General features: G+C 72.2%; 13 protein-coding genes. 8 read left to right on the forward strand and 5 right to left on the reverse strand.

The window, feature by feature from the left end:
- The first annotated feature begins 134 nt into the window (after nucleotides 1-134).
- From ISP_RS20505 to ISP_RS20525, 5 genes are read left to right on the forward strand one after another with little or no spacing between them, the layout of a single operon-like run.
- Nucleotides 135-1,481 (forward strand): hypothetical protein, encoded by a 1,347-nt coding sequence (locus ISP_RS20505; RefSeq protein ID WP_013225724.1) that lies wholly within the window; start codon nucleotides 135-137, stop codon nucleotides 1,479-1,481.
- Nucleotides 1,478-2,872 (forward strand): acyl-CoA reductase, encoded by a 1,395-nt coding sequence (locus ISP_RS20510; RefSeq protein WP_013225725.1) that lies wholly within the window; start codon nucleotides 1,478-1,480, stop codon nucleotides 2,870-2,872. Before ISP_RS20505 ends, ISP_RS20510 begins: the two co-directional genes overlap by 4 nt.
- Nucleotides 2,873-2,912: 40 nt before the next feature.
- Nucleotides 2,913-4,208, forward strand: coding sequence for an acyl-CoA dehydrogenase family protein (locus ISP_RS20515; protein WP_013225726.1), 1,296 nt, complete (start codon nucleotides 2,913-2,915; stop codon nucleotides 4,206-4,208).
- Complete coding sequence (locus tag ISP_RS20520) at nucleotides 4,205-5,341, forward strand: acyl-CoA dehydrogenase family protein (RefSeq protein WP_013225727.1); 1,137 nt, start codon at nucleotides 4,205-4,207, stop codon at nucleotides 5,339-5,341. The genes ISP_RS20515 and ISP_RS20520 overlap by 4 nt, the downstream gene beginning before the upstream one ends.
- A 6-nt stretch (nucleotides 5,342-5,347) precedes the next feature.
- Nucleotides 5,348-6,208: an enoyl-CoA hydratase-related protein gene (locus ISP_RS20525; RefSeq protein ID WP_013225728.1), complete on the forward strand. Its 861-nt coding sequence runs from the start codon at nucleotides 5,348-5,350 to the stop codon at nucleotides 6,206-6,208.
- Nucleotides 6,209-6,215: 7 nt separating this feature from the next.
- Here the strand turns inward: ISP_RS20525 and ISP_RS20530 are convergent, their stop codons facing one another.
- A complete protein-coding gene (locus ISP_RS20530; RefSeq protein WP_013225729.1) occupies nucleotides 6,216-6,971 on the reverse strand; it encodes a FadR/GntR family transcriptional regulator in 756 nt (251 codons plus the stop codon).
- 151 nt (nucleotides 6,972-7,122) lie between these two features.
- Between ISP_RS20530 and ISP_RS20535 the strand changes: the two genes are divergently transcribed.
- Nucleotides 7,123-7,968 (forward strand): oxidoreductase, encoded by an 846-nt coding sequence (locus ISP_RS20535; RefSeq protein ID WP_013225730.1) that lies wholly within the window; start codon nucleotides 7,123-7,125, stop codon nucleotides 7,966-7,968.
- Nucleotides 7,965-8,882, forward strand: a complete 918-nt coding sequence (gene folP / locus ISP_RS20540) for a dihydropteroate synthase (protein WP_013225731.1) — start codon at nucleotides 7,965-7,967, stop codon at nucleotides 8,880-8,882. The genes ISP_RS20535 and folP overlap by 4 nt, the downstream gene beginning before the upstream one ends.
- A 17-nt stretch (nucleotides 8,883-8,899) precedes the next feature.
- Here the strand turns inward: folP and ISP_RS20545 are convergent, their stop codons facing one another.
- A complete protein-coding gene (locus ISP_RS20545) occupies nucleotides 8,900-10,468 on the reverse strand; it encodes an acyl-CoA synthetase (RefSeq protein WP_013225732.1) in 1,569 nt (522 codons plus the stop codon).
- On the reverse strand, nucleotides 10,468-10,974 hold the full coding sequence (locus ISP_RS20550; RefSeq protein ID WP_013225733.1) for a pyridoxamine 5'-phosphate oxidase family protein: 507 nt from the start codon (nucleotides 10,972-10,974) through the stop codon (nucleotides 10,468-10,470). Before ISP_RS20550 ends, ISP_RS20545 begins: the two co-directional genes overlap by 1 nt.
- A gap of 62 nt (nucleotides 10,975-11,036) precedes the next feature.
- Here ISP_RS20550 and ISP_RS20555 point away from each other — a divergent pair, with 62 nt between their 5' ends.
- Nucleotides 11,037-11,633 (forward strand): acyl-CoA-like ligand-binding transcription factor, encoded by a 597-nt coding sequence (locus ISP_RS20555; protein ID WP_013225734.1) that lies wholly within the window; start codon nucleotides 11,037-11,039, stop codon nucleotides 11,631-11,633.
- 9 nt (nucleotides 11,634-11,642) lie between these two features.
- Here ISP_RS20555 and ISP_RS20560 read toward each other — a convergent pair whose 3' ends face one another.
- Complete coding sequence (locus tag ISP_RS20560) at nucleotides 11,643-12,503, reverse strand: alpha/beta fold hydrolase (protein WP_013225735.1); 861 nt, start codon at nucleotides 12,501-12,503, stop codon at nucleotides 11,643-11,645.
- Between the two features lie 463 nt (nucleotides 12,504-12,966).
- A complete protein-coding gene (locus ISP_RS20565) occupies nucleotides 12,967-13,311 on the reverse strand; it encodes an STAS domain-containing protein (protein ID WP_013225736.1) in 345 nt (114 codons plus the stop codon).
- Nucleotides 13,312-13,318 lie beyond the last annotated feature (7 nt).

Consider the following 13,318-nt stretch of genomic DNA (forward strand, 5'->3'; position numbering starts at 1 on the left):
CGTCGAACCGGCCACTGTGGCCGAAGCGTCCCCGGTCCTGTCCGCTCCGCCGATGGTTTCCCCCGCCGCGGCGGGGGAGCCTGGCGGATGACCCGACGCGGGGTGCCGCGTCCGGAACCCAAGGAGGCTTCCGCATGGATCAGGCCAGCCGCGCACTGCTCGACATGGGCCAGGCGCCGGAGCTCTACCGGTACGCCCCGGAAGAGCTGCTGCCGCTGCACCTCGAAGCGGCCGACGCCGTGGTCGCCGAACGGCGGCAGCAGGTCCCGATCCTGGACCGCCGGGCGCGGGAGGCCGGCATCGACCGGATCTCCCGCAAGAGCGACCTCGTCCCGCTGCTGTTCCCGCACTCGACGTACAAATCCTATCCGACGTCGTTCGTGGAAAAGAAGCGCTGGAAGGATTTGGCGCGCTGGCTGACCACCCTGTCGTCGGACGATGCCACCACAGTGGACTTCGACGGCGTGACCGACGAGGACGAGTGGGTCGACCGGCTGCGCGAGAACGGGCACTTCGTCATCGCCACCAGCGGCACGACCGGCAAGTGCTCGTTCCTGCGCCACAGCACCGAAGACCGCGCCCGCAAAGCCGACGCCTTCGCTCGCCAGCTCGGCTGGCCCTTCGCCCGCGCGGACGGCTCCCGCAGCTACTTCTGGCTGGGCCCGCACATCGGCGTCAACAGCGCGATGGACGCGGCCACCCTCGGCGCGAGCCTCTGGTCCACCCCGGACAACGCCTTCTTCCTCACCGACGAGCGGCTGCGCCTGACCGACATCAGTCGCCTGGCGGCCATGCGCCGCCGGATGGCCGATGGCGTGGCCACCCCGGGCGAGATCGCCGCCTTCGAGAAGCAGCAGCAGGCGCGGAGCCAGGCGCTGTACCCGGGTATCGACGCGTTCATCGACCGGCTGCTCGACCGGCGGAACGAAAAGCTGAGCATCTCGGGCACGTGGGCGCAGCACCTGCTGGTCCGCGACCGGGCGCGCGAGCGGGGCATCCCGGACGGGGCGTTCCACCCCGAGTCGATCGTCAGCGCGGGCGGCGGGATCAAGAACGTCGCGCTGCCGGAGGACTACCAGGAGCAGGTCGCGCGGTTCTACGGCGACGTCGTCCGCACCGGCACCTACGGCATGACCGAGATGTTCCAGCTGATGAACCGGTGCGAGAAGCTGCGTTACCACCTCCCGCCCGGCTTGCTGCCGCTGGTGCTCGACCAGGCCGGCGAGACCTTGCTGAACACCGAGGACGTGACGGGCGAGGTGGTCGTGGGCCGGTTCGCGTTCGTCGACTTCGCCATCACCGGCCGCTGGAGCGGCACGATCACCAGCGACCGGGTGGAGTTCGACACCGGCGCGCACTGCCTCTGCGGCCGTCCCGGCCCGACGATCCTGGACACGATCACCCGCTACCGCACCGACGACGACACGATCGGCTGTGCCGGCACGATCGACGGCTACATCAGGGGAGCTCTGGCGTCATGACCGCACTCGTTTCCGAAACGCCCCACCGCGTCCGACACGTGGCCCGCGGGGTGCCGGTCAGTGGTGACGAACGCTCATTCGGCGCGGGGGCGAGCCGCTTCGTGACGCCGGCACTGGATCTCGACGCGCTGGTCTGGCCGCGCAGCGAACCCGGACCGGCGTTCGACACCCCGGTGGCCGAGATCATGGACGTGCTGGTGGAACTCGGTTCGTGGCTGGAGCGGGACCCGGACGGGCTGGTCGCGGACGCACTCGCGGCGGCCCGGCGCACGAACCCGTTGCCGGCCGGGGTGCTGACCGAGGCGTACGCGTCGCTGGGCCGGACGTTCACCCGGCGCACCATGGAGTTCATGATCGAGCAGGAGCTCGGCGGCGCCGACGTCCTCGACGGCTGGCGCACGATCTCCGGCACGCCGTCCGGCCGGGAGGTCCGGGTCCGCGCGTTCCCGGCGCGGGTGGTGCACGTGCTGGCGGGCAACGCGCCCGGCGTCGGCGCGGTGTCGCTGCTGCGGGCGGCACTGACCAAGGGCGTCAACCTGTTCAAGCTGCCGTCCAACGACCTCTACTCGACCAGTCTGCTGCTCGCCGGCCTGCACGCGGTGGCGCCCGGCCACCCGACCTCCCGGTCGTGTTCCGCCGCCTACTGGCGCGGCGGGGACGCCGAGGTCGAGTCGGTGTTGTTCCGGCCGCAGTTCTTCGACAAGCTCGCGGCGTGGGGCGGCGAGGCGTCGTTGCGCAGTGCCCGTGCGTACGTGGGTCCCGGTTTCGAACTCGTCTCGTTCGATCCCAAGACGTCGGTGTCGCTGATCGGCCGGGAGGCCTTCGCCTCGGCGGAGTCGCTGCGAGCGGCCGCCGAAGCCGCGGCGACGGACATCATGCTGATGGACCAGCAAGCGTGCGCGGCCAGCCGGTTCCAGTACGTCGAAGGGAGTGCGGCGGAGGCCGACCGCTTCGCCGCGGCCCTGCTGCCGCGGCTGGGGGTCGCCCGCCGGCTCGGCTCCGCGGTCGGCAACCCGGTGCCCGCCGACATCCGCGAGGAGGTCGAAGCGCTACGCGATCTGGCGCCCTACGCCCGGGTGTTCGGTGGCTACGAAGGGTCCGGGCTGGTCGTGCGCACCGAAGAGCCGGTCGACTTCCACCCGGAGAACAAGGTGGCGAACGTCGTTCCGGTGGACCGCCTCGAAGACGCGCTGGGCCGGATCAACGTCGCGACGCAGAGCGTCGGGGTCTATCCCGCGTCCCGCAAGGCATCGCTGCGGGACGCGCTCGCCGCCGCGGGCGCGCAGCGCGTCGTGACGCTCGGGAACGTGCCGGTCGTCGAGGCCGGGCTGCCCCACGACGGCTTCTACCCGCTGCAGCGGCTCGTGCGCTGGGTCTCGGACGAAGGTTAAAGTAGTGTAATTATCTATCTATTAGTGATACGGTGGACCGATGGCTGACGACCTCGAACCCGACGGCGCGCGCGAGTTCCTCGACCAGGCCCGCCGGTTCCTCGACGCGAACGCCGGGCGCAAGCCCGAGCCCGCCGCCTTCCGGTGGGGTCACGGCGACGATCGGGTCGCCTACTTCAGCGCCGACCCGCCCGAGGTCGAACGGGCCGCCGTGGACCGCGCCCGGGCCTGGCAGCGGACCCGCTACGAGAACGGCTTCGGCTGGATCACCGGGCCGCCGGAGTACGGCGGCCGCGGCCTGAGCGCGGTGCACGCCATGCTCTACGACGGGCTGGAGGCGGAGTACGACGTGCCGGACACCGGCACGCTGAGCGTGGTGGGCCTCGGGATGGTCGGGCCGACCATCCTGGCCCACGCGCGGGAGCACCTCAAGGACCGCTGGCTGCCGGCGATGTACCGCGGCGACGCGATCGCCTGCCAGCTGTTCAGCGAGCCCGGCGCCGGGTCCGACCTCGCCGGCGTGCGCACCAGCGCGGTGCGCGACGGCGGCGAGTGGGTGCTCAACGGGCAGAAGGTGTGGACGTCGGTCGCCCACCTCAGCCAGATCGGCCTCGCGCTCACCCGGACCGATCCCGACGCACCCAAACACCGGGGTATCACCGCGTTCCTGGTGCCGATGGACGCTCCCGGCGTCGAAATCCGGCCGCTGCGGCAGATGACCGGGGGCGCCGATTTCAACGAGGTCTTCCTCACCGACGTCCGGATCCCCGACGACCACCGGCTCGGCGAGGTCGACGGCGGCTGGACGGTCGCGCTGACCACCCTGATGAACGAACGGGCGACGGTCGGCAACGAGAGCGCCGGCCCGGTCGGCACGGCTCTGACACCGGACCGGCTGGCCGCCCTGATGCGGGCCACCGGCGTCGCCGACGACGGCGCGTTGCGGGCCCGGCTGGCCGAGCTGCTCGTCGACCTGACGGCCACCGCGCAGCTCAACGCGAGGGCGGCACGCCGGCTGCGGACCGGTGCCGCGCCCGGCCCGGAGCGGTCGGTGTCCAAGCTGATGTACGCGCAGAACCTCTCCAAGGCCGCGCACTTCGTGGCGGACGTCCTGGGCCAGCGGGTCGTCGCCGACACCGGCGAGTGGGGCACGTTCGCCTGGACCGAACTGCTGCTGGCCACCCCGGCGCTGCGCATCCTCGGCGGGACCGAGGAGATCATGAAGAACATCCTGGCGGAACGGGTGCTCGGCCTGCCGAAGGAACCGGGCATCGACACGCGGTCGCCGTTCCGGGCGCTGCGGCACTCCGGAGCGGACCAAGGAGGCACGGCGTGACCCAGACCGTGGTGACACCCGTGAGTTCACAGGAAGACCTCGACGAGCTGCGCGCGGCGGTGCGGGACTTCCTCGAGGCGAAGTCGGGTGAGGACGCCGTCCGCGCCCAGATGGAACGCGAACCGCGCTTCGATCCGGAAGTCTGGGCGCAGCTGACCGGCGAGCTGCGGCTGGCCGCGCTGGCCGTTCCCGAGGAGTACGGCGGCGACGGCTTCGGGTTGGTGGAGCTGGGTGTGGTCCTGGAGGAAATGGGCCGGTCCCTGCTGTGCGCCCCGTTCTTCTCGTCGGCCGTGCTGGCCGCCCAGGCCCTGCTGGCCGCCGGAGATCCGGACGCGTGCGCTCGCTACCTTCCCGGGATCGCCGCCGGCACCACGCGAGCAACGCTCGCGGTCACCGAAGCCGACGGCTCGTGGGACCCGCACCGGATCGCCACGCGCGCCGAGGTGGCGTCCCCCGGCGGCTGGGCACTGACCGGGCACAAGTGTTTCGTCCTCGACGGAACCACCGCCGACCTGCTGCTCGTCGTCGCCCGCACCGAGGCGGGCCTCTCGCTGTTCGCGGTCGAGCGGACAGCTCCCGGCGTACGCGCCGAATCCCTGCGCACTCTGGACGCCACGCGAGCGCAGGCGCGCGTCATGCTCGACGCCGCGCCGGCGACCCTGGTGGGCGCGGACGGCGCGGGGGAGCGGCTGCTCGAGACGGTCCTCGACGTCGCCTCGGTCTGCCTCGCGGCCGAACAGGCCGGCGGGGCTCGCCGGGTGCTGGAGACCAGCGCCGAGTACGCCAGGACCCGCCACCAGTTCGGCCGGCCCATCGGCTCGTTCCAGGCGGTCAAGCACAAGTGCGCGGACATCCTGGTGCAGGTCGAGCTGGCCGAGGCGACCGCCCGCGAAGCCGCCCGGCTGCACACCGCCGACCCGGCGGGCTTCCGCGCGGCCGCCGCGGCGGCGCACGCCTGCTGCTCGCGCGCGTACGTGTTCGCGGCGATGGAGAACATCCAGGTGCACGGCGGGATCGGCTTCACCTGGGAACACCCGGCGCACCTGCACTTCCGCCGGGCGAAGTCCGCCCAGCTGCTGTTCGGCGGGCCGGCCGCCTACCACGAGCGGCTGCTCGCGGCGCTGGGCGTCTGAGCCCGGATGCGGGAGTACGAGACCCTGCTGACCGGGCTCGGCGCGGGTGTCCTCACCGTCACCCTCGACCGGCCGGACCGGCTCAACGCGATCACCCCGGTCCTCGTCCGGGAGCTGCTCGACGTCCTGGCCGCGGCCGACGCCGACGACGACGTCCGGGTGATCATCGTGACCGGGGCCGGGCGCGCGTTCTGCGCGGGCGCCGACCTGGGTGCCGGTGGCACTGTGTTCGACCACCGGGACACCGGAGCCGGGCACCGGGATCTCGGCGGCCTGGTCGCCCTCCGGCTCTACGCGAGCGCGAAGCCGGTGATCGGGGCCGTCAACGGCCCGGCGGTCGGGGCCGGCGCCGGGCTGACGCTGCCGATGGACATCCGGCTCGCCGCGACGACGGCCCGGTTCGGGTTCGTCTACGCCCGCCGCGGCATCGTGCCGGAGTCGGCGGCGAGCTGGTTCCTGCCGCGGGCCGTCGGCATGCAGCGGGCCATGGAGTGGGTGGCCACCGGGCGGGTGTTCGACGCCGCGGAAGCGCTCGCCGGCGGCTTGGTGCGGTCCGTGCACCCGCCGGAGGAGCTGCTGCCCGCGGCCACCGCGATCGCGCGCGAGATCGCCGACCACACCGCTCCGGTGTCGGTCGCGCTGGCGCGGCAGATGATGTGGCGGATGCTCGGCGAACCGGACCCGATGACCGCGCACCGCCTGGATTCGCTGCTGATGAGCCAGCTCGGCGGCGGACCGGACGCGGCCGAGGGCGTCGAATCGTTCCTGGCTCGCCGTCCGCCGGCGTTCCCGGGGCGGGTCGGCACCGACCTGCCACCGGCGTGGCCGTGGTGGCGCGACGAGGAGTTCCGGCCGTTCGGCGCGTGAGGCGGCCTCAGGACAGGATGTCGATGAGCTCCGGCACGTCGCCCCGCGTCATGTAGTTGCTGACCTGCTTGAGGTGCTTGCGCCAGAACTCCATCGCCTGGTCGGCGTCGCGCGCCCGGATGAGCTCCAGCAGCTTCACGTGGGCGCGCTGCACGACCTTGGCCGACGCGAAGGCGGGCACCTCGTCCTGGCCGGCCGCGTAGGCGCGGTGGTGGGCGTCGATGAGGTGGAAGAGCATCCCGGCGAGCACGTCGAGCGTGTCGTTGCCGGACAGCTTCACCAGCAGCTCGTGGAACTCCGCGTCGTGCTCGGCGTAGCCCACCGCGTTGCCGATGAGCGCCTCGCCCTTCTCGACCAGGTCGGCCAGCGCCTGGACGTCCGCGGCGGTGCGCTTGGCCGCGAGGGTGCGCACGGCCGCGGTCTCCAGGAGGCTGCGCGCCTCGTAGACGTCGGCGATCGAGGCCTTGCGGTACTGCAGCAGCAGGCCGGCGTACCGGGCGGCCACCCGCGAGTCGGGCACCAGGACCCGGGCCCCGCCGCGCGCGCCGCGGCGGATGCTGATCAGCTGCTCGGATTCGAGGATCCGGAACGCCTCGCGCAGGGTCGGCCGGGACACGCCGTATTGTTCCATCAGCGCGGTTTCCGACGGCAGCGCCTGCCCCTCGGTGAGTTCGCCGAGGACGATCTGGCGCCGCAGGTCCGCGGCGATCATCTCGCCGGCCTTCGGGACGCGCACGATGGTCGATCGGGGAGCGGCGGTCATCGGATCCTCCAGTGTATTGAGTGCATTCATCCTACCTGATCACCCCTGGTCGAGCGCGGTACGGCTCCCCGGCTCGTTGACAGCCCCGAACCCCCTCTCTATCGTCTATTCAGATAGATAATTGTTCTGATCTCCGATGAAGGTGGCGACGATGGCGCGGCATTGGCTGATCACGGGGGTGTCCGGCGGGCTGGGCCGGGCGCTCGCCGAGGAGGTGCTCGGGCGCGGTGACGTCGTGGTCGGGACGCTGCGCGGCGAGGACGGCCTGGCCGCCTTCGAACAGCTGGCCCCGGGCCGGGCCTTGGCCCTCCCGCTCGACACCACCGACTCGCCCGAGGTGATCGCCGACCGGGTAGCGCAGGCGGTGCGGCTGGCCGGCCATATCGACGTCCTGGTCAACAACGCGGGCTACGGCCTGCTCGGCGCGGTCGAGGAGACCGGCGAGGACGAGCTGCGGCACCAGATGGACACCAACTTCTTCGGCCCGCTCCGGCTGATCCGCGCTCTGCTGCCGCACCTGCGGGCGCGGGGGACCGGCCACCTGGTCAACATCAGCTCGATCGCGGGCGTCCGCGGTCAGGCCGGCCTCGGGCTCTACAACGCCTCGAAGTTCGCGCTGGAAGGGCTGTCGGAGGCGCTGATGCACGAGCTGAAGCCGCTGGGCATCGCCGTCACCATCGTCGAGCCCGGCGGGTTCCGCACCAACTGGATGGGCAAGGGCCTGCGCCGGGCCGAGCACCGGCTGCCCGCGTACGCCTCGGTCGACGACCTCGCCGCCACCATGCGCCGGTTCGACGGCCGGCAGCCGGGGGACCCGGCCCGCGGCGCCGCCGCCATCGTCGCGGCCGTCGAGGCGGCCGAACCGCCGCTGCGGCTGCCGCTGGGCGCCGACGCCCACCAGGCGGTCCGCGGCAAGCTCGCCGAGGTCGGCCGCGAGCTCGATGTCTGGGAGCACGTGAGCGTCTCGACGGGCTTCGAGAGCCCCGTGGCGGGATGAGCGCCTTCGAGGTCCCCGCCGCCGGCCGGACGCTGCGGCTGGGCGAGCGCCCGTGGCTGATGGGCGTCGTCAACGCCTCGCCCGAGTCGTTCTCCGACGGTGCGCAGGTCGGCACCGCCGACGCCCAGCTCGCCCACGCGGCCCGGCTGCTCGCCGAGGGCGCCGACATCATCGACGTCGGCGGCGAGTCCGCGATCACCAACCGGGAGCCACTGCCGGTCACGGCGGAGATCGACCGCGTCGTGCCGGTGATCGAGCGGATCACCCGCGAACTCGGGGCCCTGGTTTCGGTGGACACCTACAAGCCCGCGGTCGCGGAAGCGGCTGTCGCGGCCGGTGCGGTCCTGGTCAACGACGTCAGCGGGCTGCGCGATCCGGCGTTGGCCGACGTCTGCGCGAAGACCGGCGCCGCGCTCGTGCTCATGCACACCCGGGCCGCACCGAAACAGCGGCTGCAGGACGCCGGGCTCTACCAGGACGTCACCCAGGACGTCCTCGGCTTCCTGGCCGACCGGATGCGCGCGGCCATGGAGCGAGGCGTGCCCCGCGAGGCGCTGATCCTCGATCCCGGCCCGGACTTCGCCAAGACCCCGAGCCAGACCATCGAGGTCCTCCGGCGCCTGCCCGACCTGCACGCACTCGGCCGGCCACTCCTGATGGCGGTCTCCCGCAAGGACTTCATCGGAGCGCTCACCGGCGGCCGGCCGAACCAGCGGCTGGCGGGAACGCTGGCCGCCATCGGCTACTGCGTGGACGGGGGCGGGCACATCCTGCGCGTGCACGACGTCGGTGCGGTCCGCGAGTACCTGACCGTGCGCGCCGCCCTCCGCGGTGAGCTCGCCGTGGACCCGGGCGTGACCCTCGACGAATCGCTCCGCCACGAACGCCCGAACGCGGGTGCGCCGGCCGAATAGGCCGCGGGTGATTCCGGTCAGCCGTCCTGGGTGGCCCGCACGAGGGTTTCGGTGGCCCACCGGTAGTCCGGTTTGCCGGCGGGGGAGCGTTCGATGCGCGGCACGACGCAGGTCAGCCGGGGGAGCTTGTAGCGGGCGATCAGCGGGGCGAGGTGCGCTTCGAGGTCTTCGCGGCTCACCTCGTCCGCCGCCGGGTCGAGCTGGAGCACCGCCGCGACCTTCTGGCCCCAGCGGGGGTCGGGAATGCCCGCGACCACGGCGTCGGTGATCGAAGGGTGGGACTTGAGGGCGGCTTCGACCTCTTCGGGGTGGATCTTCTCGCCGCCGGAGTTGATGCAGATCGAGCCGCGGCCGAGGAAGCAGACCTTGCCGTCGGCGTCCACTGTGGCCTGGTCGCCGGTCAGGGCCCAGCGGACGCCGCCGGCTTCGACGAACGTGCGGGCCGTCTTTGCGGAGTCGCGGTAGTAGCCCAGGGCGATGTGGCCGCGGCGGGCGACCTGGCCCACGACCCCGCTGCCGGGGGCGACGGGCCGCAGCGAGTCGTCGAGGACCGTGGTCGTCTCGTTGACGGTGAAGGACCGGCTCTCGTCCACCCCCGCTCCACTGTGGCCGGTCTCGGTGGATCCGAAACTGTCCACGATGAACAGCTCCGGGAGGTGCGCGCACAACCGGTCGCGGACCTGCCGGGTGAGCAGCGCGCCCGCGCTGGCGATGATCTTCAGCGTCGGCAGGGGCCGGGGGTGCGCGTCGAGGGCTTCGATGAGCGGCATCGCCATCGCGTCGCCGACGATCATCATCGTCTGGCAGCCCTGTTCTTCGATGAGCCGGATGGCCGTTTCGCCGGAGTACTTGCGCACCAGGCAAACCTTGCTGCCGCCGAGGAAGCTGATGAACGACGCCAGCACGGACGTGCCGTGCATGAGCGGCGGGGCGGCGAACATCACCAGCGGCTCGGCCGCGGCCGCGCGGGGACCCGCGTCCTCGGGCTTCGTGAGGCCGGCGACCCCGGCGCTCATGCCGCCGAAGAGCAGGTCGACGTGGCGCCACACGACGCCCTTGGGCAGGCCGGTGGTGCCGCCGGTGTAGATGATCAGCCGGTCGTCGGCGGACCGCTCCGGGAGCCCGCCGCGGTCGTCGGGCTGCGCGGCCAGCGCTTCCTCGTACCGCTGGGTGCCGGGCGCGGTATCGCCGGTGCCGACGGCCAAGAGGTGCCGCAGCTTGGGTACGTCCGGCACGACGCCGGCCACCCGGTCGGTGAACTCGGTGTCGTACACCAGCCCGACGAGGTCGGCGTTGTCGTAGAGGTAGCGCAGCTCGTCGCGGACGTACCGGAAGTTGACGTTGATCGGCACCGCCCGGATCTTCAGCAGGGCCAGCAGGGTTTCGAGGTATTCCGGGCCGTTCGTCAGGTGGCACCCGACGTGGTCGCCCGCCCCGATGCCGGCCGCCGCGAAGTGGTGGGCGAGCCGGTTCGCGCGCCGGTCCAATTGCCGGTAGGTGAGGGTCTGCCCGGCGCAGTGCACGGCTTCCCGTTCGGGAACGGCGTCGGCGATGTTCTCGAAGAGGTCGGCCAGGTTGAACTCCATCACGCCTCCCGCAGGTGGGCGGCGGTGGTGCCGCCGAGCGGGAGGGCGGGCAGACCGAGCTTGCGGTGGTCCCAGGACCGGGTCCGCTCGACGTCGAGGCGGACGGCGACCCGCTTGGCCAGCATGAACTCGACCATCGGGCGGGTTTCTTCGGTGTAGGGGCCGTTGTACCGCTCCCAGATGTTCACGCCGACGGCCCACAGTGCGTCGGCGTCGTCGACGATCTCGGCGCGGCCTTCGAGGGCCACTCCGCGCAGCGTGTCGTAGGTGTCGCCGGTTTCGATCATGACAGTGACCCGGGCATCGCGGCGCAGGTTCGTGGCCTTCTGCGACTTGGCCTTGGTCTCGAACCACAGCACCCCGTCGAGCACGGCGTACCACATCGCGACCAGGTGGGGCTGCCCCGACGGCGCGATCGTCGCGAGGGTCGCGACCCGCTGCTCGGTCAAGAACCCGGTGATCTCCGCGGCGGACATGACGATCTGCTCGCGCTGGTTCACGCCCATGAGAGCCCCTTTGCTCTTCGAGGAGACTGCCGCTATTTTGAGACATGGTCCAGAATGAGACTATGTCTCGCAGTGAACCGGAAAGCCTGGCCGTCCGCAAGAGGCGGGCCACGAACGCGCGGATAGCCGCGTCGGCGGCCCGGCTGGCCGGCCTGCAGGGGGTCGGCGGCACGACGGTCGACCAGATCGCGGCGGACGCCGAAGTCGCGCGGGCGACGTTCTTCCGGTACTACGACACCAAGGAAAGCGCGGTCGCCGAAGGGATCACCGGACCGTGGCTGACCCTGGTCACCGAAGCGATCGCCCGCCAGCCGGGCGACCTGACGGCGAAGAACGCCCTCGTGGCGGCCTTCGGCGAACTCGCGGCCGAGTTCCCGGCGCACGCCGGCCGGATCCGGGAGCTGGCTCGGCTCACCCGCTCGTCGACGACGCTCGCCGCGTGGACCGCGCAGGCCTACCAGCGTTACGAGCACGCGATCGCCGAGCTGCTCACCCCGCGCTTCGCCGGCCTCTCGGCGCACGACCCGAGGCCGCGTCTGCTGGCCGCACTGGCGATGGCCGCGGTCCGCATCTCCCTCGACGACTGGATCGACCACGGCGGTGCGCTGCCGGACCTCATCCGCCGCGCGCTCGACGCGATCTCCGTCGAGTCGCGGTGACAGTTCCCCTTACACCGCCGCGGTCAGCAGGCCGGCCAGGACGTCGGGCCGTTCCAGGGCGATGAAGTGGCCCGCTCCCGGCACCTGCGTGAAACCGGCGTCGGGCAGCAGGTCCCTGTTGGCCTGGCGGTCCGACGGCCGGGACCAGTCCTTCTCGCCGTAGACGAGGTGGATGGGCGCCTTGACTTCCGCGTAGCGCGAGCGGGCCGCGATGAGGCTCGGGAGGTTCCGGTAGACCCCGCGGGCCACGGCGGGGTAGCCGGGTCGGTGCCCGATCCGGAGGAGTTCGTCCAGGTAGTCCTCGCGCAGGGCCTTCTTGTCGCCGAGGCCGCCCTGCAGGATCCGGCGGAGGGCGGCTCGGGGCTCGACGCCGGCGACCACCGGGCCGATGCCCGGCGCGAGGACGCCGGTGACCACCGCGCGGGCGAGCAGGCCGGATCGGGCGATGCCGCCGCGGAAGTCGTAGGCGTTCACCGCGATGACGCGCCGGACCCGGTCCGGCAGGTCGGCCGCGGTGGTCAGGGCGAGCACCGCGCCCATGGATTCGCCCAGCAGCGTGACGTCGTCGAGATCGAGTTCGGTGAGGAGCCGTTCCACGCCCGCGCGCATCGCCGGTTCTTCGTAGGACGCGCCGGGCACGATCTCGGAGTGGCCCATTCCGGGGAGGTCGAGGGCGTGGACGGTGAACCGGTCCGCGACCAGGGGGATCAGGGCGTGGAAGTGCTCCGCCTGTGTTCGCACGGTGTGCAGCAGGACCAGTGGGGCGCCGGTGCCGGCCTTGAGGTAGCGCAGCGTGCCCTCCGGCGAGGCGATCGTGTGACTGGTGGTCCCGGGGACGTGGATCGTGGGACGTGCCGTCTGCTCGGGCATCTCGCCTGCTCCTGTGGGTGCCGCGGTAGGAAACCGATCGGTTTCGAGCAGCGTAAACCGATCGGTTTCCAAGGGCAAGCCACCGCGTCAGCTCAGTTGTCCGGACGGGCGCAGCAGCGAGTCAGGACGTGCAGGTGGGCGAGGTTCAGGCGAGCTGCGGAGCCCGGTTCGGCCGGCGCCGATCTCGTCGGCGACAGCGGCCGCCGGTGCTCCAGCGGGGGGCGGCGAAGACGTGCGCGTGACCGAGGTGGCGGTTCGCGGCGAGGCTCTTGGCTGAACCCGGCCGCCAACCTGGGCCGGCGACGCTGGGGCCATGGCCCTCCGCGTCTGCGGCTTGGCCTCAGTCTGCTGCGACGGGGGGCGCATGCGCCAGGGGCATTGGCCCCGGTCCATCGCGCGTCCGGGTGACGATGGCCCTGAGAAGCGCGGAATGACCGTGCTGGAGGGGTGACGCCGCCGGCGCTCAGGCGGGCGGGTGCAGGGAGAGCACCGTGTTCAGCCCGAGCAGGGTGAGCTTCTGGCGGGCGGACGCGGAGGTCACGACGTGGAGTTCGCGGCCTTCGCCGAGGCATTGCCGGGCCAGGGTGACCAGGGGGATGACGGCTTCGGTGGTCAGGTACGTGACGGCCGAGAGGTCCACCACGACGGCGGTACCGCGCGGGGAGGCCGCGGCCGGCACGAGGAGCTGGGCGGCGGTGTCGGCGTCGGCGAGTTCTGCCGGTGCTCGCACGGTGAGCACGTCGACGGTGCCGGCCGGTGCCTCGAACCGCGGAACTTCGTTCTCGTGAGGGTCGGTGATCGTGCTCATTGCCGTC

Source organism: Amycolatopsis mediterranei (genome assembly GCF_026017845.1).
GTDB lineage: Bacteria > Actinomycetota > Actinomycetes > Mycobacteriales > Pseudonocardiaceae > Amycolatopsis > Amycolatopsis mediterranei.

Excerpts from the sequence above, each read along its gene's own strand:
- ISP_RS20550 (WP_013225733.1), bottom strand. The coding sequence starts at position 10,974 with ATGGGCGTGAACCAGCGCGAGCAGATCGTCATGTCCGCCGCGGAGATC.
- ISP_RS20565 (WP_013225736.1), bottom strand. The coding sequence starts at position 13,311 with ATGAGCACGATCACCGACCCTCACGAGAACGAAGTTCCGCGGTTCGAG.
- ISP_RS20545 (WP_013225732.1), bottom strand. The coding sequence starts at position 10,468 with ATGGAGTTCAACCTGGCCGACCTCTTCGAGAACATCGCCGACGCCGTT.
- folP (WP_013225731.1), top strand. The coding sequence starts at position 7,965 with ATGAGCGCCTTCGAGGTCCCCGCCGCCGGCCGGACGCTGCGGCTGGGC.
- ISP_RS20555 (WP_013225734.1), top strand. The coding sequence starts at position 11,037 with ATGTCTCGCAGTGAACCGGAAAGCCTGGCCGTCCGCAAGAGGCGGGCC.
- ISP_RS20560 (WP_013225735.1), bottom strand. The coding sequence starts at position 12,503 with ATGCCCGAGCAGACGGCACGTCCCACGATCCACGTCCCCGGGACCACC.
- ISP_RS20510 (WP_013225725.1), top strand. The coding sequence starts at position 1,478 with ATGACCGCACTCGTTTCCGAAACGCCCCACCGCGTCCGACACGTGGCC.
- ISP_RS20505 (WP_013225724.1), top strand. The coding sequence starts at position 135 with ATGGATCAGGCCAGCCGCGCACTGCTCGACATGGGCCAGGCGCCGGAG.
- ISP_RS20535 (WP_013225730.1), top strand. The coding sequence starts at position 7,123 with ATGGCGCGGCATTGGCTGATCACGGGGGTGTCCGGCGGGCTGGGCCGG.
- ISP_RS20530 (WP_013225729.1), bottom strand. The coding sequence starts at position 6,971 with ATGACCGCCGCTCCCCGATCGACCATCGTGCGCGTCCCGAAGGCCGGC.
- ISP_RS20515 (WP_013225726.1), top strand. The coding sequence starts at position 2,913 with ATGGCTGACGACCTCGAACCCGACGGCGCGCGCGAGTTCCTCGACCAG.
- ISP_RS20525 (WP_013225728.1), top strand. The coding sequence starts at position 5,348 with ATGCGGGAGTACGAGACCCTGCTGACCGGGCTCGGCGCGGGTGTCCTC.